Origin of the sequence: Sulfurimonas sp. RIFOXYD2_FULL_34_21 (assembly GCF_001830805.1) — a bacterium.
Taxonomy (GTDB): Bacteria; Campylobacterota; Campylobacteria; order Campylobacterales; family Sulfurimonadaceae; genus Sulfurimonas.
The window spans coordinates 102,181-124,729 of sequence record NZ_MICH01000002.1 but is presented as its reverse complement, the minus strand read 5'-3'; the positions used below and the strand labels follow the sequence as shown (position 1 = coordinate 124,729).

General features: G+C 35.1%; 16 protein-coding genes. 1 reads left to right on the top strand and 15 read right to left on the bottom strand.

Annotated features, from left to right (window positions below):
• Positions 1-49: 49 nt before the first annotated feature.
• Positions 50-1,288, top strand: coding sequence for a DNA (cytosine-5-)-methyltransferase (gene dcm, locus A2530_RS01840; protein ID WP_294884449.1), 1,239 nt, complete (start codon positions 50-52; stop codon positions 1,286-1,288).
• Here the strand turns inward: dcm and hypF are convergent.
• The 15 genes from hypF to A2530_RS01765 form a co-directional block, all read right to left on the bottom strand.
• Complete coding sequence (hypF, locus tag A2530_RS01835) at positions 1,285-3,519, bottom strand: carbamoyltransferase HypF (RefSeq protein ID WP_294884450.1); 2,235 nt, start codon at positions 3,517-3,519, stop codon at positions 1,285-1,287. The genes dcm and hypF overlap by 4 nt on opposite strands.
• Positions 3,516-5,186 carry a hydrogenase gene (locus tag A2530_RS01830; protein WP_294884451.1) on the bottom strand — a complete coding sequence of 557 codons (1,671 nt, stop codon included), beginning with the start codon at positions 5,184-5,186 and terminating at the stop codon, positions 3,516-3,518. Before A2530_RS01830 ends, hypF begins: the two co-directional genes overlap by 4 nt.
• Positions 5,183-5,728, bottom strand: coding sequence for a HyaD/HybD family hydrogenase maturation endopeptidase (locus A2530_RS01825; protein ID WP_294884453.1), 546 nt, complete (start codon positions 5,726-5,728; stop codon positions 5,183-5,185). The genes A2530_RS01830 and A2530_RS01825 overlap by 4 nt, the downstream gene beginning before the upstream one ends.
• A 167-nt stretch (positions 5,729-5,895) precedes the next feature.
• The gene (gene cybH, locus A2530_RS01820) at positions 5,896-6,612 is read right to left on the bottom strand and encodes a Ni/Fe-hydrogenase, b-type cytochrome subunit (protein WP_294884455.1); all 717 of its coding nucleotides are present in this window, start codon (positions 6,610-6,612) and stop codon (positions 5,896-5,898) included.
• A 10-nt stretch (positions 6,613-6,622) separates the two neighbouring features.
• Positions 6,623-8,356 (bottom strand): nickel-dependent hydrogenase large subunit, encoded by a 1,734-nt coding sequence (locus A2530_RS01815; protein WP_294884456.1) that lies wholly within the window; start codon positions 8,354-8,356, stop codon positions 6,623-6,625.
• A gap of 10 nt (positions 8,357-8,366) precedes the next feature.
• Positions 8,367-9,518, bottom strand: a complete 1,152-nt coding sequence (locus A2530_RS01810) for a hydrogenase small subunit (protein WP_294884457.1) — start codon at positions 9,516-9,518, stop codon at positions 8,367-8,369.
• A gap of 243 nt (positions 9,519-9,761) precedes the next feature.
• Positions 9,762-11,021: a nickel-dependent hydrogenase large subunit gene (locus tag A2530_RS01805; RefSeq protein WP_294884459.1), complete on the bottom strand. Its 1,260-nt coding sequence runs from the start codon at positions 11,019-11,021 to the stop codon at positions 9,762-9,764.
• The gene (locus A2530_RS01800; RefSeq protein WP_294884460.1) at positions 11,014-11,892 is read right to left on the bottom strand and encodes a hydrogenase; all 879 of its coding nucleotides are present in this window, start codon (positions 11,890-11,892) and stop codon (positions 11,014-11,016) included. Before A2530_RS01800 ends, A2530_RS01805 begins: the two co-directional genes overlap by 8 nt.
• 2 nt (positions 11,893-11,894) lie before the next feature.
• Positions 11,895-12,485 (bottom strand): TetR/AcrR family transcriptional regulator, encoded by a 591-nt coding sequence (locus A2530_RS01795; RefSeq protein ID WP_294884462.1) that lies wholly within the window; start codon positions 12,483-12,485, stop codon positions 11,895-11,897.
• Positions 12,486-12,526: 41 nt separating this feature from the next.
• Positions 12,527-14,032: an HD domain-containing phosphohydrolase gene (locus tag A2530_RS01790; RefSeq protein ID WP_294884464.1), complete on the bottom strand. Its 1,506-nt coding sequence runs from the start codon at positions 14,030-14,032 to the stop codon at positions 12,527-12,529.
• 2 nt (positions 14,033-14,034) lie between these two features.
• Positions 14,035-16,707 carry a PAS domain S-box protein gene (locus A2530_RS01785; RefSeq protein WP_294884466.1) on the bottom strand — a complete coding sequence of 891 codons (2,673 nt, stop codon included), beginning with the start codon at positions 16,705-16,707 and terminating at the stop codon, positions 14,035-14,037.
• Between the two features lie 144 nt (positions 16,708-16,851).
• Positions 16,852-19,893, bottom strand: a complete 3,042-nt coding sequence (locus tag A2530_RS01780) for an efflux RND transporter permease subunit (RefSeq protein WP_294884467.1) — start codon at positions 19,891-19,893, stop codon at positions 16,852-16,854.
• A 5-nt stretch (positions 19,894-19,898) separates the two neighbouring features.
• Positions 19,899-20,651 carry an efflux RND transporter periplasmic adaptor subunit gene (locus A2530_RS01775; RefSeq protein WP_294884468.1) on the bottom strand — a complete coding sequence of 251 codons (753 nt, stop codon included), beginning with the start codon at positions 20,649-20,651 and terminating at the stop codon, positions 19,899-19,901.
• The gene (locus A2530_RS01770) at positions 20,648-21,874 is read right to left on the bottom strand and encodes a TolC family protein (RefSeq protein WP_294884470.1); all 1,227 of its coding nucleotides are present in this window, start codon (positions 21,872-21,874) and stop codon (positions 20,648-20,650) included. Before A2530_RS01770 ends, A2530_RS01775 begins: the two co-directional genes overlap by 4 nt.
• A complete protein-coding gene (locus A2530_RS01765; protein WP_294884471.1) occupies positions 21,871-22,467 on the bottom strand; it encodes a TetR/AcrR family transcriptional regulator in 597 nt (198 codons plus the stop codon). The genes A2530_RS01770 and A2530_RS01765 overlap by 4 nt, the downstream gene beginning before the upstream one ends.
• Positions 22,468-22,549 lie beyond the last annotated feature (82 nt).

Sequence of the window (22,549 nt, the reverse complement as noted above, 5' to 3'; positions counted from 1 at the left end):
CATATGTTAAAATAACCATGTGTAATGTTGAACAAGGTGGGTATATATTTTGACTGGAAGAACTTTTTCATTAAATGAGACGGCGCAGATTTTATCTATTAGTAAAGAGACTTTAAGAAGATGGGATAATTCTGGTAAGTTAAAGAGTATCCGAAATCCTATAAATAATTATAGAGAATATAAACAAAATGATTTAATAATTTTTGAAAATGCAAAGATTCATTTTGATACAAAATCTTATACAAATATATCTCCGACAAAAGCATATAAGAGCATTGAATTATTTGCCGGAGCAGGTGGACTTGCTTTAGGACTTGAAAAAGCAGGGATAAAACATGCTTTATTAAATGAAATTGATAAATACGCGGTTCAAACTCTTCAAAAAAATAGACCAAATTGGAAAATTGAGGAAGGTGATATTGCTAAAATTAACTTTAAACCTTACAGAGATAAAATAGACTTATTAACAGGCGGTTTTCCGTGTCAAGCATTTAGTTATGCCGGAAAACGATTGGGTTTTGAAGACACAAGAGGAACTCTATTTTTTGAATTTGCAAGAGCACTACAAGAAACAAATGCACCTGTATTTTTAATAGAGAATGTAAAAGGCTTATTAAGTCATGATAGTGGTAAAACTTTGCAGACTATGATAGATGTTCTTACTAAAGATATGGATTACCATATCTTTAAACCAAAAGTTTTAAAAGCAATTCACTATAGAGTTCCTCAAAAGCGTGAGAGACTAATCATAGTTGGTATCAAGAATGATTACAAAGATAAAGTAACTTATAACTATCCAGAACCTCATAAAAAGATATATACCTTAAAAGATGCCTTAAAAAAAGGTGAATTGTATGATACTGATGTCCTTTCTTCTCCTGGACAAATCTATCCTAAACGAAAAAAAGAAATTTTGGATATAGTACCGCCTGGAGGATACTGGAGAAATTTACCACTTGATATTCAAAAAGAATATATGCAAAAAAGCTTTTATCTTGGTGGAGGTAAAACCGGAATGGCAAGAAGAATTTCTTGGGATGAACCTAGCTTAACTTTAACATGTTCACCTGCTCAAAAACAAACCGAAAGATGTCATCCTGATGAAACTAGACCTTTTCAAATAAAAGAATATGCAAGAATACAAACTTTCCCTGACGACTGGATATTTGAAGGTTCACAGTCACAACAATACAAACAAATTGGTAATGCAGTTCCAGTAAATTTGGCGGAAGAAATTGGTTATACACTTGTTCAATTACTAAATGATATTTATTCAATTAAAAATTAATTATTTATGACATAATTGAGTTGTCCCAAGGCAATCCCGCCGTCATTAATTGCAGTTTTTTCTTGGAAAAAATAGGAGATTTTTTCTTTTTTAAATCTACATGTAAGAAGTTCAAGCAGAGTTTTGTTCTGAAACACTCCGCCGCCTAGTATCACTTCTAGTTTTTCTCTTTTTGAGATATCAACGATAATTTTAACAAGCGTATTTATAAACATAGAGTTTAGGAGTTTTTTATCGTAAGAGTTGCTTAAGACGAACTCTGCGATTTTTATCTCTATAATGCCATCTGTAATTGTGTAAAGAAAACTATCTCCTATCGTTTTATCGTAATGGCTCTCACACAAAAGCCCGCTCTCGCCCTCATAGCTTATTGTTTGGGCGATGTCACTAAATGAAGCTACTGCATCAAAAAGTCTTCCTACTGAGCTGCTTTTTGGAGCGTTTAAATCTTTTACATAACTCTGATGAAGCATTTTAATTTCTACATGTGAAAATGATTTTACAACTTCCAAATCAAGCTTTAAAACCTCATCCAAACTAAGCTTCTCAAAAAGCATACTAAGTGCAATACGTCTAGGCTCTTTTATGGCTTTTTCACCGCCTAAAAGCTTAATCTGTTTGAAACTGTATTTGCGTTTGTCTCCTACAAAGATTTCACCGCCCCATAAAGTTTCATCATCGCCGTAACCTGTACCGTCAAAACTAAACCCCAGATAATCGCCGCTTAGTCCAAACTCCGCTTTACATGCGTAGATATGTGCCAAATGATGACCTACATGTAGAAGTTCTTTATTCTGTTTTTTCGCCCATTTGGTCGTCTCATAATTTGGATGTTTGTCATGAATTATCAACTCTGGCTCAAAATCATAAAACCTTTTAAAAGTCTCTAATGTTCTCTCAAAATATCCAAAAGCTTCGAGTGAATCTAAATCCCCAATATGTGGAGATACTATGATGTTATCATTCATCACAAAAGCTATGGAGTTTTTTTGGTTTGCTCCTACGGCTAAAATCTTTTTTTCACTCTTAAACGGCAGTTTTACAAGCTTTGGAGCATATCCGCGCGCGAGTCTTAGTATCTGCGTTTTGCCGTCTATTACTTGAACCAAAGAGTCATCCACACCGTTTATTATCTCTCTGTCAAAATCCAATACAAAATCAACAAAAGAGAGTTTTTTAAATATATCTTCTTTATTGATTATTATCGGCTCGTCTCCTAAATTTGCGCTTGTGGCAACTATGGGATGCGCAAGATGTTCAAAAAGTAGATGATGAAGAGCGCTGTAAGGCAAAAAACACCCGACTCTATCTATGTTTGGAGCTAAAGAGGATGATATTTGTACATGTAAACTATTTTGACATGTAAGCTTTTTTAGTATGACGATAGGAGCTTCTTTACATGTCAAAAGCTGCTCTTCTTGCTCGTTTACTTCTGCTAAGCTTTTTATCTGCGTCAAATCTCTGCACATGATAGCAAACGGTTTTGCAGGTCTGTTTTTAAATACTCTTAGTCTCTTTAGAGCTTCATCGTTTGAGGCATCGCAGACTATATGAAAACCGCCTATGCCCTTTATGGCTAAAATATTTCCATCTTTTATCAAAGTTGCAACTGTTTTAAAAACAGTCGCTGTTTGAATCTGAGTTTTATCTTTTACACTCCAAAGTGAGAGTTTCGGTCCGCAGTTATTACATGAGATTGGCTGAGCATGATATCTTCTGTCATGCGGATTTTCGTACGCTTCTTTGCACTCACTGCACATCTCAAACACGTTCATGGAACTGTTTTTTCTATCATAAGGAACACTCTTTATAATCGAGTATCTAGGTCCGCAATTTGTACAGTTTGTGGCAAAATAACCATGATATCTCCCCTCTTTTTTTATATCAGCCAGACACTCTTTACATGTAGCAATATCGGGAGATACCAGAGCTGTTTTATATGAGTTTTTTGACTCGATAGAGCTTTGTATAATCGTGAAATTTTTCTCTTTTATGGGTTTAATCTCTGTTTTTTCTACAGTGTCTATTCTTGCAAGCGGCGGTAATTTAGAGTAAAGCGACTCTTCAAAAAGCTCAATATCTGCTTGCCTTCCCTCTACTTCAATTTCTACTCCGTTTATATCGTTTTTGACAAAACCGGCAAGTTTGAAATAGAGTGCCGACTTATATATAAAGGGACGAAATCCGACGCCTTGAACCTGTCCTTTTATAAGATATTTATATCTTTTCAAAACAACTCGTTTCCGCCGTATAAAATATTTTTTCCGTCTATAGGCAACTCTTTATTAAAGTATAGATTATGATTTATAGAGACCTCTTTGCTAAGTTTACTAAAAAGATGTCTATTTTGTAAAAGTGAACCCGTTGCAACAACCGCATCACTCTTCATCTCATCTTTTATATCATCAAATTGTGATGAGATAAACTCGACAAAACTCTCTACGACACCGTAACTAAGCGTAAGCTTATCTACGCCAGCCAGTTTAAAACTCATTGCGGTTCTAATCGTCATCAGTGGGTCTATATAAACCTTAGAATCGACTCTTTTTAATTTATAGTCTATGCGAGGACCTTTTGTTCCCAAAAATAAGCTTGCACTCTCCTCAAGAACTTTTGCCGCTTTTGTAAGATTTGTCTCTTTTGAGTATCCTAAAACAATTGCAACTATCCCCCAAAGTTTATAGACATTAAACTCTTTTTCATTAAATGCTATAGCAGATATCGCCTCAAAATGCTCAGGAAATTTGTTTTTAAAGTTCTCTACCAGCTTTTTGCCGCTTTCATTTGAACTTATAATAGAATCAAACACATCTTTAACAGAGCTAAATTCAAACCCAAATGAGAGATACTCTATAGTTCCGAATTTCTTAGAGTAGATTAACATGTTGTTGTGATACTCTTTGGAGATATTTAGTCCTGCAACGGTTTTATCAAACAAAGAGTGCTCTTTTATAACCGAGAAAAAAGCACCGATATGAGGAATCAAATCATTGCTATTGCTTAGATTTTGATGAGGCAGACCTTTTTCTCCTCTTACTATGGCAATATGATTATCGCCGACAACTGCCTCTATAGGTTCTTGCTCTTTTTCATACTCTACTAAGTCAAACTTAACATCAGAGAGAAGTTTCTCTTTTGTTATAAAGATTAGATTAATTCCCAGTTTATGAAGCTCACAGAGCAGAAGGTGCAAAACAAAATCATCAGGTAGTTTAAAACGGATAAGCTCATCCGCAACATCTTCAAAATCCATCTTAAATTTAATATTTGTTTTCAATTTTACAAAAGGTTTCTCAATTGCTCCAAGTGCCGCTATCTCGCTGTTTGTAGCATTTGTATAGTGTGAGAGAGTAGCTAAATCATAACTGACAATATCAAAATCTACATCGCTGCATTTTTTATCTATTTTACCAAGATAATATTTCCCGTAAAATGTGTTTACTTCAGCTACTAAACCACTGCTTATTGATTTGGCTAGGTTTACAAACTCCTCTTTATAACTCTTTTTTTCGCCCTCAACGTCATATCCGCAAACTTCGCATTTATGAAAAATATTGTAGTAGTTCTCGTCCGCCTCATCCATAACTTCACGCAAACATTTAGGACAAAAAGCCATGGAGAGTTTTGGCACATTTGGCAAAATAAAACTCTCCTGCGGCATCTCATCTACTACTTTGACATCAGTATTGTGTAAAAAAATCGAGTGAGGCAGCTCAAGCGACAACCTGTTTGCAAAACTCTCCAGCTCATCGCTATCATCAGAGTTTACATACAAAAGCAGTTCATCACTATTTTTTACTAACTTAGAGTCTAGTGAAAAAAGTGCCAATGTTTTTAGGATTATCTTCTCGTAAATTAAAGAAGATGAGAGATAATTGAATGAAAATCGTAGTATCACATAGTTCCCTTTAGGTATGTATATTTAGAGACTTCATCTAAAGTTACGTTTTTTTTGATTGAAACTGCCACTCCAAAATCCTCTATATATTTTATAATGACTCTCTCCATCGTTAGACTAGCTTTTAATACTTCCTGAGTCATGCTAAAAGTGCTGTTTTCTCCGATTACAAAAGGGATTACGCCGACTATTTTAGTAGGCGGCAAGTCTCCTAACATCTCTATCATCTGTAAAGTTTGAAGCATCTCAACTTCATGCGCGCTTCCGTTCCATGTTATATATTCAGGCACATCGTTAAAGTCAAAACTGTAAACATCTCCGACTTCTCCCTCTACGACATTAACACAGTCAATAAGTAAAACATTGTCGTAATCGGTAATAATAGGTATAAGCCTCTGAGCCAAAGTACCGCCGTCAAGCACATCTACTTGATGTTTATCTGAGACAAACTCATATTTCTCGTCTATGAGGTTTGCTAAATGTGCGCCCACGCCCTCATCTCCGAATAAAATATTGCCTATACCCAAAATTAAAATTTTCAAAAAAGAGTCCTTATAAAAACTAATGTTCTGATGTTACACACTTTTGTAAAAAAGAGCGTAACACACCTTGTAACTCTCGAAAAACCTGTTTTTCGTAGCTTTAGGGGGTTGTAGGGACTTCTAAGTCCCTGCCAACAAAACGGACTTGTTCGTTTTGTTGTTTAACATCAGTGATGTTTTCTTTTCCATCTATATCCGCTAAATATAGAATCAACTGTTCCCTCTTTTCCGTGAACGGCATTAAAAACCACCATGTAAACATGTCCTACTACAAAAAAGATAACTCCCCACATAAGCAAATGGTGTAACTCTCTAACTACGGCAAGACCGCCTAGCATCGCTTCTATAGCTCTCATACTATCATACAACACTCCGCCTATTCCAAGATGAAAACTATGAACATAAAGGATAAGTCCTGTTATAATCAAACCTGTAATAGCGATGTAAAATACAAAATACGCCATTAATTGTATAACATTATACGCTCCGCTTAGCTTTGGGTGCTTTGTTAAAAGCAGATAATATCCTATCTGACTAAGCCAATTTTTTAAACTCATTACATCTTTAAACGAGTTGATTTCTATTTTATCCTTTACCGAAAAGAAGAAATAGTATGTCTTTCCTATAAACATAGATATCATAATAAAACCAAACATCTCATGTATGCCTCTAAACTCGGCATTTAAAAAGTTTGTAGGCTCTGCATTTACTGCAGGAATTATAAAAGGAACAGAGAGATAAAATCCTGTTACCGTTAATATAATTATACTAAACACCCTAATCCAATGGTGCCATCTATAAAACGAAGTAAACTCAAGTTCTCTTTCAATGGTTTCATCAACATGATTAAGAGAATTTTTTTCTAATGTATCAACACTTTGCATAATGACTCCCTTAAATAGTACATCCGCCGTAAAGCGGGTCTATTTTATACTGACTTAGTGTCTTGCCTTTTGTATCCATTACATGTACTGCACATGCTATACACGGGTCATAAGAGTGAATGATTCTGATTATCTCAAGCGGCTGAGTTAAATCCTCTATCTTCAAACCTATTAAGTCGGCTTCATAAGGTCCTTTTGCACCTTTTGAATCCATCGGTCCCGCATTCCAAGTTGATGGTACTACGGCTTGATAGTTTTCGACAACTCCGTTTTTAATTCTTATCCAGTGGCTTAACATCCCGCGCGGAACATCGCCTATTCCTCTGCCTTTATACTCTTTATCTTTATCGATAACATAAGTAGCACAAGTCTCTTGATCTACTTTAAGATTTTCTATCAAATTATTAAAAGCCACTAACGCATTATCGGCAACAAGTTTTGCTTGAAGCATACGCCCTGCCGTTCTTCCTAATGTCGAAAAAAGAGCTGCTGCAGGAACACCTGTTTTAGCTAAGAACTCATTTACGACTGCTTCTACTTTTTTGTTCCCTTTTGCATAACCGACTAAAATTGACGCAAGAGGACCTACTTCCATAGGTTCGCCGTTATATCTAGGCGATTTTATCCAGCTGTACTTCTCTTTTTCATTAATCATTTTAGAGTCTATCATTTTACCATCAGGTCCGACTGATTGACCGTCTATAAAACCCGTATAGTTTGGATTTGTTGTTCCATCATAAGGGTGTTGCGGAGCATCGTCTTTGTACCAAGAGTGAGTAGCTTCTTCCGTTATTTTATCTTCATCAATTTCAAAAACCTTGCTCAAATCTGCGTTCATAATTATTCCGCTATCAAAGAGGTACTCCTCTCTTCCTATCATAAACTCTCTGTGTGCCATAAAGTTTTTAACACCCATAGGCTTCATAACAGAAGGTTCGGTTTTATACATCTCTGCCGCCATTACTATATCCGCGTAATAAGCATTATTTACAAAATCTGCAATTGCTTGATATTTAACTAAATATTCACCCATTCTAGCTGGATTTAAAATATCCATTACACATGTAACCCCGCCGACTGCCAAACTTTGCGGATGCGGCTGTTTAGCCCCAAATACCGCCATCATTTGCGCTGCCGTTCTTTGAATCTCTAATGCTTTTAAATAGTGTGAAAGTGCTATTAAGTTTTGTTCAGGCGTAAACTTAAATGTTTTATGTCCCCAATACGCATTTGCAAAAGGCCCAAGACCTTGAGGATTTTTAGCAAATTTTGCCACTTTTTCTTTTACTTTTTTTAGCTCATTTTCGCCTGTTCCTATAGGATTGTCACTATATTTAAAAGCTAGTTTACTTGCCTTTGCTTCATCGGCTGAGAGTGCCGAGACGATATCAACCCAATCAACGCCGTGCAGATGATAAAAATGGACAACATGGTCATGTAAAAACAGAGCCGCATTCATAAGCGTTCTTACAAGCTCTGCATTATATGGAATTTTTATCCCGAGTGCATCTTCTACCGCAATAGTACTTTTTAGATAGTGCGAGTAGGTACAAACACCGCAGATTCTCTGCATCATTAGCGGTATATTTCTCGGGTCTCTACCTTTTGCTATTACCTCTAATCCTCTCCAAAGCGTAGAGGATACAAAAGCATCTTGCACAACTCCGTCATCTCCGACAATAACTTCAGCTCTTAAATGTCCTTCTATTCTTGTTATGGGATCTACTATTACTCTTTTTGACATTGCAAACTCCTTATTCTTTTGGTTTTTTGATTAATGATATAGCGGCATGTGCAGCTATACCGACTGCAGTAACGGTTAGAATCCCAACCCCTATTTTGTCTGCCGTTGCATCAGAGCCTAAGCCGCCAAAAGCCGTGTGATAAAGTCTGTCTCCGAGAGGTTCGTGAACGATTCCCATTTTGTCCCAAAAGTCAGGTTCGCTACATCCCATACAGCCATGACCTGCTTGAACCGGCCAAGACGTGCCTTGATTAAACTTCTGTTTTGAACAGTTGTTAAACGTATATGGTCCTTTACATCCTACCTTATATAAACAGTAACCGTCTTTTGCACCTTCATCACCGAACTGCTCGACAAATTCGCCTGCATCAAAACGCCCTCTTCTCTCGCAAGCGTCGTGAATTCTAAGCCCGTAAGCCCATTTTGGTCTGTTAAAAACATCAAGTGCGGGAAGAGTTCCGTAAAGAATAAAGTGCAGAAGTGTTCCGACAATATTGCTCTCACTAGGTGGACAACCCGGAACATTTATAACAGGTTTGTCTGTGACATTGCTAAGTGCCGTTGCATTTGTAGGATTTGGATATGCGGCTTGAACACCGCCAAAAGATGAACAAGAGCCGATAGCAAAGATAGCGGCTGCATTTTCTGAAGCCTCTTTTGCACTCTGCTCTCCCGTTTTGCCGTGTGCGCCTATTGTTAAAAAATAGTCGCTTTGACCGTGAGGGATACCGCCCTCAACCATTAATATATATCTTCCTTTATATTTCTCCATAGCATGTTCAAGATTATGTTCAGCTTGCCAACCGGCCGCCGCCATAATCGTTTCATGATACTCCAGTGAAATATAGTCAAATATAAGACTATCTATACTAGGCGTTGAAGAACGTAGTAGTGACTCACTACACCCCGTACACTCCGCCATATGCAGCCAAACCAAAGGAAGCCTATCGGCTAATTCCGCTGCTTTTGCAACAAGAGGAGTAAAATTAGCAGGCAACATAAGCATTGATGCCATTGCTCCCGCCCACCCCATAAACTCTCTTCTTGAAAAACCCTTCTCTTCAATAAGTTTTGATATTGACACTTTATCGTCAAGTTTAGGTAAATTTGACAACTCGTCTAGTCTTGAAGACAACTTGTTAAACAGACTGTTATTTTTCATAATACACTCCCTTACTTTTAGCTATATTCACAAATGAATGTTCATTCAACAATGATATATGAAAATTACTTAAAGTAAATTTAATATATCGATAAATAACTATTATTTATATAAATATACTCTTATTTGCTTAAAAAATGATTAGGAAGTAAAGCAATATCGGACTGCCACGTCGTTTCAATACTCACAGTGACTATGTCTTGTCATTGCGAGTGCAGCGAAGCAATCTATTATTTTGCTATTTCAGTGAGTAGTGCAAACGGAGCAGACATCAAATGATTTAAAAACAAGTTCGGCGGTTTTAACATCGTCTAAACCAACCATTGCTTTTTGCGAAACTCCCTGCTTTTCTTTTGTTCCGCCGCTTAGGTTCCACTGTGTCGGCGTGATAATCTCATAGTTTTTTATAATACCCTCTTCAATCTCAACTTTATGGATAAGCGTTCCGCGCGCCGCTTCAACGGCTGAGTAGCCGATAGAGTTTAGTTTTGATATATCCATGGACGGCTCAATGTATGAGGGTTCGTTTAAATCCAAATTATCAATCAACTTTTTTGAGTGCTCTAACAATTTAGATATCTCACATACTCTTGCCAATATTCTGCTAAATATACTATCTCCGTACTTTTTATGGGCATCTGCTATTAGCTGGTTTTTGTTTATCATAGCGCGAGCTAGAGGTCCTACTTCGTAATATTCATCTTTAAAACTTACATTTTTAGCAAAAGATGAAGCAATATCAGACTCTTTTACATGTTCTAATGAAATATTATGGCTTACTTTTGTCTTTAGCGATTTGCCCTTTTTAAAGTAGCTGTTCTGCCCAAAAGAGATAAATCTGTCATAGCTTTTTCCATGTCCTAACAAATTCATTTTTTTTATCTCTCTTAATATATCAGGCAAATCTCCCTCATAATCCAAAAGAGCGTCTGCATCTTTACATGTTAAAAAAGTTTTACTATCCGTTTTTACCAGATTATCTTCTACAAACTTGGAAGTCTGAGATATATAGTGCTGCAGTTTTATGATATCCATATGTGTTATCTCACAGACTACTCCGCCTACAATTGCATAAGAGGTATGCGGATACTGACCGCCGAATACGGCAATTGCTTTTGCCATAAGCTGAGACGGGTACGTTGCTTTTAGTATTTCTTGTTTTTTTCCAAAGAGCGGGAAAAGAGTGAGATAAAACCATTTAAAGTGATTTTGGATAAGTTCAAAATTAAGCGTTAGCTCCCTTATGCTCTTTGCTTTATTTGAAAGTTCTAAATTTTCATAACAGCTCTCTAGCGCCTGTACGGTTGCTATGAGATGAGCATGACCGCATATTCCGCAGACTCTGGGGTTTATAACAAGCGCATCAAAAGCATTTTTGCCTTTTAAAATATTTTCGATATTTCTAGTTGACATAAATTCAATATCAACAAAATCAATCTTGCCCTCTTTAAAATTAAAGTTTAGTTTTGCTTCGCCTTCTATCTTCTCTATTAGTTTAATCATCTATCAACTTCTTTTCTAGTCTATCTATCTTAAACGCTTTAGTGATACCTGCTAGTGTTAGATAAACTCTTTTTCCTACACCGACGGGAAGATTTTCCGGTATAGCCATATTTTTTTTCGTGCTAAAGAGGTTTCGTTTTGGAAATGTAGGTTCGGTACAACCCATGCACGATAGCCCCGCTCTTGTTTTTGAGTTTACCTCGTTCCAAAGTATTTTATTACAGCTTCCATGCGTAAACGGTGCTTGACAGCCGTGGTCGTAAAACATACACCCCTCTAGTTCTCCAAAACGGTGATTGTCAACTTTATACTCAAAATATTCGTTTCTGGTACAGCCGTTATGAACCGTGTAGGCATAGAACTCTTTTGGACGTAGAAAATTATCAAGTTTTAATGTAATACTCTTTTTTATTGCATAAAGAGTGTTTACCAAAACTTCCGGATGAACGGGACAGCCTGAAACGGATATTGTTTTATCACGCAGATATTGAAACTCCTTTAGCTGCTTATCTTGGTCGAAATGAAGACCTGACGTATTTTCATAACCGCTCTCTCTAAAGATTCCGCCAAAAGTAGCACATGTACCTACCGTAACTATTTTTTGGACTATTTTGGAATATTTTTCGATAATCTTTACAACAGAGACATCCGCTCTTTTAAACTCTTTTGAGATTGCGCCCTCAATAAGCAAAATATCACATGTAATCTCTTTTGAAACTATATCTTCAAGAGAATACTTTGAATCTATAACGGGATGATAGATAAATTCAAAATCCTCTAAAAACTGCTCCATAAACGGGTAGTTTAAAAACGAGTGGGTATTTCCGTTGCAGGCAATTGCGCTAAGCCACAGAACCTTCGTTTTTTTCATAACTACTCTGCACTTAGGGCTTTGTATATATTAAACGCTATATCGTCTATATAGTCGTTTAAATCTTTTGGCAAAATATTTTCGCCCTTTAAAAAAACCATACCGCCTAAATATCCCATAAACAGACCAAAAGCGCTGAAGAAATCCTGTTCTCTAAGGTCACCGCACTTAACGCCCTCTTCAAAATATATCATTATTTCCGTGACAAACTCGTTTACGCATATCATCCCCTCGCAACTATCTTTAAAAACTTCGCGGTTTGAGAGATATATTCTTAAAAAGTAGTCTATCATCTCAGGTTTTAAAGAGGCGGTTTTAAAATAAATTTCAACTATTTTTCTTGTTTTTTCTTTGGTTGATATCTCTTGTTCATTAATCTCTCTTAATTTGTTTCCCAAATAAGAAGATATATACTTTATAATCTCTTTTGCCAAAATATCTTTTGATTTAAAGTAGTTGTACATATTGCCGACACTCATCTTCAAAGATGCGGCAATATCAGGGATAGTAGTAGTATAAAATCCTTTTGAAGCAAAAAGCTCCAATGCCGCTTGCATTATGAGTTCTTTTTTATTCTCTTTTTTCTTAAGCAATTATCACTCCTGTGTCAAGAGGAAATTATACTATTATTAAACTATTCCAAATCTTTATAGCTCTCTATATTTGTATTTTTTAAATTAAAATGTTTATGTTCGCAATGAAGATTATTCTTTTTAAGCAACTCAATAGCGTTTATTTTATCTATATCTATATCTTGATGTTCATGCTTTAAGAGTACAAAATCATCACCGAAAATACGAATAATCTTAAACTCTTTAAATTCTGATTTTAAATAATCTGCAAACTCTTTTAAAAAAACATCTCCCAAATCCCAACCGTTTTTTTTGTTATAAGCAGTGAAATTTCTTATGTAGAGTACATGCATACATATAAAAAGGTTTTCGTTTTTACTCTTATTTAATATAAAATCAAAATAGTCATGATTATAAAGATGTGTCAGTGAATCTTTATAGAAATAGGCAAAACGCGCATCATCTAAATATGTTTCTGCCTCTTGAGTAACGTTGTTATCGATTTGAACAGATTTGAAAACATTTACTGCTACATCTACGATATTTGGATCATAAAATATATGTTTTAATTTTTTAAGCTCCTCTATCGCTTCACTTTTGCTTTTTCTTGGTTTATATACTCTGCTAGTCGTCATTGCATCAAAAGAGTCGGCAACAGTCATGATTCTGGAAAAAAAAGGAATCTCTTCACCACTTAAAGCTCTAGGATAACCGCTTCCGTTGTAGTGCTCATGGTGAGAGTAAACAATATCTGCTAACTCTTTGTACATAGGGACATCGGAGAGAATTAAAAAACTCGCACTTACATGTTCTTTTATCAAATCATACTCTTCACTGCTAAGCTTTCCCGGTTTTAGAAGAATAGTATCCGGGGTAATAATTTTCCCTATATCATGAAGTATTCCTGCTTCATAAATTAAGTCACACTCCTTTTTGTCAAATCCCATAGCACATGCAATATCTCTTGAGTAAATAGCTACCCTTTCGCTATGTCCACCCGTATATGTATCGCGACCATCTATCATTTTTACAAAAGAGCGCATCATCTGTTTATAGTTTGAAACAAGTTCATTTTGCAGACTAAGTACTTTTTTTGTTCTCTTTTCTACCATCACTTCTAATTTTGTTTTATATATTTCATTTTGACGAAATGCTATGAGCTTATCTATAGATTGTTGAAGCATTTTTAAGATTTGCTCAATATTAATCGGTTTAATAATATAACCTGTAACTCCAAGCTTGATAGACTCTATTAGATACTCTGAATCTGTATAAGCGGATATTACGATTATCTCTTGTGTTTCATTGATTTTTCGGATCTCCCTTATCAACTCTAAACCGTTCATCTTTGGCATCTGAATATCTGTTAAAACGATATCATGTCTGTTTTGAAGATACTTTTCTAATCCCTCTTTGCCATCAGATACCACATCTACATGTGTAAATATTTTATTTAAAAAAACACTCATCTCTTCGCATAGTTTTTGCTCATCCTCAATATATAAAACAGAGATATTTTTTGCCTTTTCTTTTACTGAACTTACTAATTCACTAAATTCATTTAACATCGTTATATCCCCTTCTCTTTAGGTAATCTAACTATAAAGCAGACGCCGTTTTTTATATTTAACACTTCTATAATCCCATAAAGATGCTCTTCAACAATCATCTTACTCATATAAAGCCCTAAACCAGTTCCCGTCTTTTCATCTTTGGTAGTAAAGTACGGATCAAATATTTTTGAGATTATATCTTTTTGGATATTACCGCCGTTGTTACATATTTTTGTATTAACATGCTCTTCATCATCATATACACTTATCTCTATTGATGCATCATTGACTTTTTTATATATTAATGCGTCCTTAGCATTGTTGATTATATTGACAAATACTTGCATAAGTTCTCTTGGATAACCGTTTATTTGAGTTTGTGACTGATAATGCGTATTTATTTTTATACTATTATTTTTAAGACTATCTTTAACAATAGATAATGTTTCATCAATAACATCTTTCATCTTAATTTTTGAAACACTCTTGTCCGGTTTAAAAAAATTTCTAAAATCATCAATTGTTTTTGAGAGATGCTCTGTCTGTTCAAGAATATCTTTAGAATAAGTCTCAATTTTGCTTGCATCAAAACTTCCAAGAGCAGCATCAAGAAGTATATTATTTGCTATCATAGATACTATACTTATAGGCTGCCTCCACTGATGAGCTATCATCCCTATCATTTCACCCATTGCCGCATGGCGTGATTGAGCTATCATAATTTTATTTTTTTGCTCTAACTCTAAAAGAGACTTTTCTCTTTGTGTTACGTCTTCATGAGTAATTACTATATTTTCAACACCGCCTTGTGAGTCTTTAAGAGGATAAATGCGCGTATTTAAAATGCGTACTCTCCCCTTTCCTGCAGCTTCCGTGTCTCCAGTAGAATCAAATTCATACAGAGGAACGCTTACGCTCTCTCCTGCGTAAGCTCTTTTTATATACTCTAAAAGTCCTGTTGTCTCAACCTCTTTACTTTTAAAAAGATTAAACTTATGAAGCGTCAGACTTGCAGGAAATCCCCATAAAACTTCATAAGCATGATTAACATCTATCTGAAAGCCGTCCAAATCATAAACTTCTATTACAGAAGGAGACTCTTTCATCAACTGCTTAAAGCGTTTTTGACTCTCGATTAGAGCTTCTTCCGACTCTTTTTGCTTTGTTACATCAACAGAATTTCCGACAAGACCGATTATCTCTTCATTATGACTTAAAAGCGGGGACTTAGTAGTAAGCAGATAAACTTTTTTTCCATCAGGGTAAGTTACCCACTCATAATTTAATTTTGGAGTTTTATCGGCAAATATTGCCTCATCGTGTCGGCGAAAAAAATCTGCAGACTCTTTATCTAGGATATCATAATCACTTTTACCGATAATCTCATTTTTTGATTTTCCAATAAAACGCTCAAAAGCTCTGTTACATGTTATGTAGCTAAAGTTCCTATCTTTTACGAAAAGCAAATTTTCAAGACTGTTGATTGTATTGTCGTAAAGCTCTTTTAAATCAAGTATGTTTTTTTCTATTTCAATATTGTTTAGGGCATAAGCGATATCTCCTGCAACTTCTTCTAAAAGTAACAATTCATCACTGTAGTTAAAAAACTCTTTATCAATGCGGAGTGTTAAATAACCAAAATTTTTATTTTCATATTTTAGTTCTATATCAAAAGCACTTTTCTCGTTATATGTATCTTTTAAAGGGCACCCTTCACAGTACTCTTTTGGATTTTCTATAAAAGAAAAAGTGTTTCCTTTTTGAACTGTTTTTGCTATACAATGAGGCGTCCAACCATTTTTTATTTTATCTTGAAATAAAATAAAATCTTCTGTTTTATCTGAGCTTACAATATATTCACTTTGTTTAGAACTGTCATACAGTATCATACAAGCATTATGGAACACATGCTTTGAAGCTAAAATATCACAACACTCCTGAATAAGTTTTTCTCTATTTTTCTCTCTTACTATAAGCTGATTTACATCTCTTATGACAGACAAAACACCTCTTAAATGCTCATTTTTATACATGTAATTTGAAATTCTGTTTATAGTGTAGTATGCAATAACTCCAAAAAGCAGCAAAAACAAAATAATTGCTAAAACAGTTACTGCTTCTAACTTCTCAAATGTAAAGTCGGATTCATTTTTAAAATTGAAGGCTTTGTTTTTTGCATACATATAGATATTATTAACTGAATTTTCCAGTTTTAATATCTGTTTTTCATTTTTATCTTTAATGATAGCTATTGATTCATCTATCTTAGCGTTTTTTGCAAGTGAGGCTATTTCATCACTACTTTCTTGCAATTCGTTAAATATCTTTTGGGTTTGTTCTTGTAGTTTTAAACCCTCTTCTCCAAGTATATTTTCTTTAATAATTTTTAGATTTTCATAAGCACTCTTCTTATGTTCATCAATATCTTTTAAAAGGTATATCAACTCATCTTGTGATGACATAAAAACTATATCTTTTGTATCTTCATGAATTTTATATACGTCTAATTGAAGTAAAAGCGCAGCATTTGAGACTTTTAGAGGATGTTCATATATGGCAGAAGTCACTCTCTTCATTGTGTTTATATCGTATAAACTAAAAGCTCTCAGAACTATGACAGATATCGCAAGAAATAAAAAAGCAAAAATGATAATATATATCTCTTTTTTAGCTTCTTTTATTTTTTCCATAACATACTCCCCCCACATCTAAAACAATACATAAGTATAAAACATGGAATTTTTTTATTATCAACACCCTAAAAACGACTTTTGACTCATTTTATATCAATATCTATTTAATATAACTTAATTTTATATGTTAAACTATATTTACTAAACCACCCTTTTTGCTTCATAAAATTTTCTCAGCCATCTGTCAAACGGGCTTATAAGTCTATATATAACGGGAACTATAAGAAGCGTCAAAATCATAGAGCTTAAAAGTCCGCCGATAATAGAGATAGCCATCGGTGCTTTTGTCTCACTTCCTAAACCTGTGCCTAATGCAAGAGGAAGCATCGCAAAAACCATAGCGATAGTTGTCATCAAAATAGGTCTAAGTCTTTTCTCCCCTGCTTCTATAAGAGCTTCATCGGCACTTTTTCCCTTTGCAATAGCATTGTTTGCAAAGTCAACAAGCAATACGGCATTTTTTCCTACCATCCCCATAAGAAGCATAAAGCCTATCATGACAAACAAGCTAAACTGAAGCCCTGACATGTAAAGAGCGAGCATAACCCCTATGATACTAAGAGGAAGCGAAACCATAATGATAATAGGCTGAATAAGCGACTCATATAAAATCGCCAAAATAATAAACATCAAAATTACTGACAGACCGATTGCCGCGCTAAAAGCTTGACCTGTTTTTACCATCTCTTCGGCAAAACCCGTAAATCTGTAAACAACACTCTTTGGCAAAAGCTCATCAATCTTTGCTTTTGTGTAACCTACAGCTCCGCCTAAATCAAGCCCAAACAAGTCGGCATAGATTGTCACTTGTCGCTGTCTGTCAAAGTGGTTTATTGTTGCTAGAGTTTGACCTTTTTTAAACTCTACCAAACCATCAAGATAGACCAGATCGCCGTTAGCGGCTCTTAGTTGAAGCTTTTTAATATCTTCAACACTCACTCTGTTTTTATCGTCAAATCTGAGCGTAATGTTATACTGCTTACCGTTTTGCTCAAAGTATGAAATCTCCAGATCACTTGAAAACGCAATAGATATCGCCTCTGCGATTTGAGATGCACTTATGCCTAGCCTTGAAGCATTCTCTCTTAAAATATTTATCTCAATCTGAGGTTTCGGGTCGTCTAAGTTTGTATCGATATCCGCAAAACCTTTTTTCTTAGCCAAATATTCGGTGAGATTTTTCTTTGCACTCATCAAGTCTTCAAATGAATCGGACTTTAAAACTATTTGATAAGGTACGCTTACTCCGGTACCTTTTATGTTTGGAATAGCAGAAGCCGTTATAAACATATCTTTTTTATACGGTACGAGAGCCTCTCTAAACTCTTGAATAATCTGCTCTTGATTTAACGCCCTTTGCGTTTTTTCTGTAAGCTTCACATATATCAAAGATTTATGCTTCTCCTGAGATGTGTTGTAACCTACGCTCAGAGTCGTGTATTCAACATTTGGATTTTTTCTAACCAAATCCTCTATCACTTTAGACTTTTTTATCATCTCTTCTAGTGAAATTGCCGAATCTGCTTTTATCTTTATCTCAAACTCTGCTTTATCCTCTTTTGGTATAAAATCCATACCTATTTTCGGAAATAGACTAAGTGAAGCAAAAAATATTATAAAAACTAAAATAATGGTTATATATTTAAACCTAAGAACTACTTTTAAAGTCGCTTCATATATCTTCTCTAAAAGTTTAAAGAAAGGCTCCGTTAGATTGTAAAATCTGCTCTCATCTTTTTTCAAGGTTCTAGCACTCAAACTCGGTATAAAACTAAGAGCAATTGAGTAAGAGATAATGATGGCAAAACCGACGGTCATAGCAAAACTCTCAAAAAACTTTCCTACTATTCCGCTCATAAACGAAACCGGGATAAAAACGGCTAAGAGCATTGCGGAAATTGCCAAAATGGTAAATGCCATCTCTTTTGTTCCCTCATAAGCCGCTTCAAACTTGCTCATTCCCTCTTCCATCTTTTTATAGATATTTTCAATGACGACTATTGCATCGTCGATTATTATACCAATTGCCAATGTAAGTCCGATAAGAGTCATTTTGTTCAAATCAAACCCCATGTAGTTCATAAGTGCAAACGTACCCATTATCGAAGATGGGATAGAGAGTGCCGAAACTAAAGTGATAGTAATATTTCTTAAAAAAACAAACACTATAATTGCCGCAAGTATCGCACCGTAAATCAAATCAAACTCGACATCGGTTAAAGAATGGATAATAAAAGGAGATGTATCGTTTAAAAGAATCACGTCATACTTCTCTCCTGCTAAACCCTGAAGTTCCGGAACAACCTTTTTTACTCGCTCTATAATATCAATCGTATTAGTTCCCGAAATCTTTTGAACTTCAAGCATTACACCTTCAACGCCGTTAAACGAAGCATAACTTTTGGCATCGCTTAGAGAATCTTCTACTCTTGCTACGTCTTTTAGTCTCAGCCCCTCTTTTATCTTTATATTTTCAAGTTCTTCTATACTTAAAGCATCGGCTTTTGTCTTTAGCGTAAACTCCTCTGTTTGCGAGATTAGCTTTCCGCCGCCGATTTTTACATTCTCATTTTCTACAATTGAGTTTATCTCTCTGATAGTTATGCCGTATTTATTTAGAGCATTGATATCGGGAAATATTTTTATCTCTCTGTCTTTATAACCGACAATATTTATAGCGCCGACATCGTTGATTTTTTGTATGGTAGGTTTTACCTTCTCATCCGCAAATAGCATAAGATTATTGATACTGTCGCCTTTTGCGGTTAAAAAGAGATTTATAACCGGTGCTCCGCCTATATCTAGTTTGCTTACAAGCGGAGAGTCTGCATCTTTTGGCAGTTTAACGGCTGAAACTTTATCTCTGACGTCATTTGTCGCCTCATCGATATTACGCTCCAAAAAGAACTTAACCATGACTATGCTAACACCCTCGCTACTTGAAGAGGTAATACTGTCAACTCCGCCGATTCTTGAAATCGCCTCTTCTATTTTATCGGTTACTTGCGACTCTATAGTAGTTGATTCTGCACCTGCATAGGTCGTCTGTACCGTAACTATCGGAAAGTCAACGTTTGGGTAGAGTGCCGAGGGCATTGATTTGAAGCTCATATATCCAAATACTACCAATGTAATTACATACATCAAGGTCGATATTGGTCTGTTTATAGCTAATTTATACATGTTGCTTACTCTTTAGCGGGTACATGTATATACCCCTCGCCAAATAATCCGACAATAAAATCATTAGCTTTTACCTCAGCATTTAGCTTTCTGTTTGTGTCATTTACATGTGGATATATTTTTGTTATTACACCCTCATACTCTTTCTTATCGCCGTCAACTCTGTATTTGAATTTTTGATTAATCTGAACTTTTTGCCAATTTTTTTGATCAAAATCTAAAAGCAGTTTTCTCTCACTTAAACTCTGAATCTTAAAAATAGTTCTAAGCATCATTCCGCTCACAACATCACCCTCTTCTACGATTTTCTCAAAAATCACTCCATCAAACGGTGCATAAAGAACGGTTTTTTCATAGAGTGCTTCTTGATAAGAGAGATTTGCTTCTGCCTCTACAAGAGCGGCTTTTGCACTCTCGTAATTTTGTGCATATTTATCAAACAGAGCTTGGTCTATAAGATGTTTAATTATCTCTTGTCTCTCATAATCTTTTTTGGCAAACTTCATGGCAACTTTTGCTCTCTCTAGTGATGCTTTTGCAATGTTGAGTGAAGCCTTTTTATCGTCATTATAAAGTTCTGCGAGCCTGTCGCCTTTTTTTACCCTGCTTGATACATCTACATGTACTTTTTTAACAACACCGCTAGCATCAAATGCTAAATTTGCGCTTTTAATTGCTTCTATATGAAAGTTTGCATAAATATCCTCTGCACCAAGCATCAAAACCAAACTCATTAACCCTATAATTATTTTCTTCATTTTATATACTCCGTTAAATTTTTTCCGCTGTAATAGTAGTACATTGCATAAGCCGTCTCTAACTCATTAAGTGATGATTCATATAGTGCATCTGCTTTTGTTTTTGATGTCAACGCATCCAAATATATTACATAATCTACTATGCCAGCTTTATACTTCTCATTAATCGTTTTAAATGCACTTGAAGCCGCAGTTAATGCACTCAAAGCACTTTTAATTTTTACTTTGCTTGTTTGAATTCTAAAAAGAGCAATCTCTTGCTGCATCTTCTGCTCTTTTAACATGTAAGATATCTCACTCTTTAGAGCTTGAGCATTTATCTGCACCGCCTCTTTTGACTTGCTTATCGTCCCAAAATCAAAAAGTCTCATATTTGCACTAAGCAGGATTTTGTTTTGATTATCCAGCCCTTTTGGATGTAGTGCGTCAGCTCTGTCATATCCGTACAAGCTGTATGTATCTTCTACTCTTATCTGCGGATAGTACGCACTCTCTATAGATTTTGAACTGCTTATTAAGGCACTCTCTTTTGCCATTAAAGAGTTGATTGCATCTCTATTTTCTAAACTCTCATCAATTGACTCTTTAAAATTTGAATCATCCAAAGTTTCAATTTTTTTACCTACTTTTAGCTCTAAGGATTTTATGGTTGCCAAAATATCAAGTTTTAATGACTCAATATCATAAATATTCGTATCACTTGCCGCTTGAAGTCTGTCAATGTCATCTTTTGTAGCAAGTTTGGCTTCAAAATATTTTTTTATACGTTCTAGTTGCTCTTGCAGAGATTTTCCCGCGTCCTCTTTTGCTCTTAGAGAAGCCTGCAGATTTTTAACCATGTAAAAATCTTCTGTTATCTCAAGTGCGAGAGATTTTCTTATCTCTTTTACATCATGCTCGCTAGCTCTGTATGAGTATCTTGCCTCTTCAAGCAGAGATGATTTTTTACCGCCGTCATATATATCAAAACCGACTTTTGCATAACCGCTGTAAATATCTCCCGCTTGAGTAGCTGTTTTATCTTGAAGACTTTGATAGTAACCTCCGACATCAATCGTAGGAAGATACGCACTCTCTTTTGAGTCGATATTTTTACTCTGTGCGTCTTTGTTTAGAGTTTTTGCAACAACCAAATCACTACGCAGCTGTGCATACTCAATAAGCGATTTTAAATTCTGAGCAAAAATAAATGCAGGTATAACCAACAATAGTAACTTTTTCATTTCTTAACCTCTATAAATTCAAATAAGGCATCTATATTGTTATATATCTCATCTTTTAGATTATCAATACTGTTTGTAACTTCGCTGTTTATAAACATCCCCTCAGCCATTACAAAAAGCCCTCTTGCAAATCTACTCGACTCTTTTATAAGTTCGCCTTTGTCTATACCCTCTTGTATAATCTTCTCAAACCAGCGAAAATAACCGTTTGAACACTCAGTTTGAAACGCTATCATCTCTTTGTTTGGATTACTCAACGAAATTGATATAAACTCCTTATAAAGTTCTCTTAACTCTATATCTTCATCACAATAAAAAAACTTACTAAAAAGTTTTATTTTATCTTTTGTAACACTTATCTCAGACAACTGCTTCTCTTTTATGATATTTCTCTCTTGCACCAAAATATTTACTATTTCAAAAACAATATCCTCTTTGTTTTTAAAATACTCATATATCGTTCCCTTTCCAACTCCTGCCGTTTTAGCGATTTGAGATATTGTTAAGTTGCTTATTCCATTTCTAAAAATGAGTTCTTTGCACGAAAGAGCTATATCTTTTCTTTTTTGTACCTTATCTACTATTATTGCCATTTTTATATCCTGTTTTAAATGACCGACTATCAGTCAATCAAGAGAATTATAGATTTTATTAGCTTAGCTAAAGATTAAGAAG

What these genes read in the sequence shown, in the direction of transcription:
- cybH (WP_294884455.1), bottom strand. Translation starts at nt 6,612, where the DNA reads ATGCAAAGTGTTGATACATTAGAAAAAAATTCTCTTAATCATGTTGAT.
- A2530_RS01815 (WP_294884456.1), bottom strand. Translation starts at nt 8,356, where the DNA reads ATGTCAAAAAGAGTAATAGTAGATCCCATAACAAGAATAGAAGGACAT.
- A2530_RS01810 (WP_294884457.1), bottom strand. Translation starts at nt 9,518, where the DNA reads ATGAAAAATAACAGTCTGTTTAACAAGTTGTCTTCAAGACTAGACGAG.
- A2530_RS01805 (WP_294884459.1), bottom strand. Translation starts at nt 11,021, where the DNA reads ATGATTAAACTAATAGAGAAGATAGAAGGCGAAGCAAAACTAAACTTT.
- A2530_RS01800 (WP_294884460.1), bottom strand. Translation starts at nt 11,892, where the DNA reads ATGAAAAAAACGAAGGTTCTGTGGCTTAGCGCAATTGCCTGCAACGGA.
- A2530_RS01790 (WP_294884464.1), bottom strand. Translation starts at nt 14,032, where the DNA reads ATGTTAAATGAATTTAGTGAATTAGTAAGTTCAGTAAAAGAAAAGGCA.
- A2530_RS01785 (WP_294884466.1), bottom strand. Translation starts at nt 16,707, where the DNA reads ATGGAAAAAATAAAAGAAGCTAAAAAAGAGATATATATTATCATTTTT.
- A2530_RS01780 (WP_294884467.1), bottom strand. Translation starts at nt 19,893, where the DNA reads ATGTATAAATTAGCTATAAACAGACCAATATCGACCTTGATGTATGTA.
- A2530_RS01775 (WP_294884468.1), bottom strand. Translation starts at nt 20,651, where the DNA reads ATGAAGAAAATAATTATAGGGTTAATGAGTTTGGTTTTGATGCTTGGT.
- A2530_RS01770 (WP_294884470.1), bottom strand. Translation starts at nt 21,874, where the DNA reads ATGAAAAAGTTACTATTGTTGGTTATACCTGCATTTATTTTTGCTCAG.
- A2530_RS01765 (WP_294884471.1), bottom strand. Translation starts at nt 22,467, where the DNA reads ATGGCAATAATAGTAGATAAGGTACAAAAAAGAAAAGATATAGCTCTT.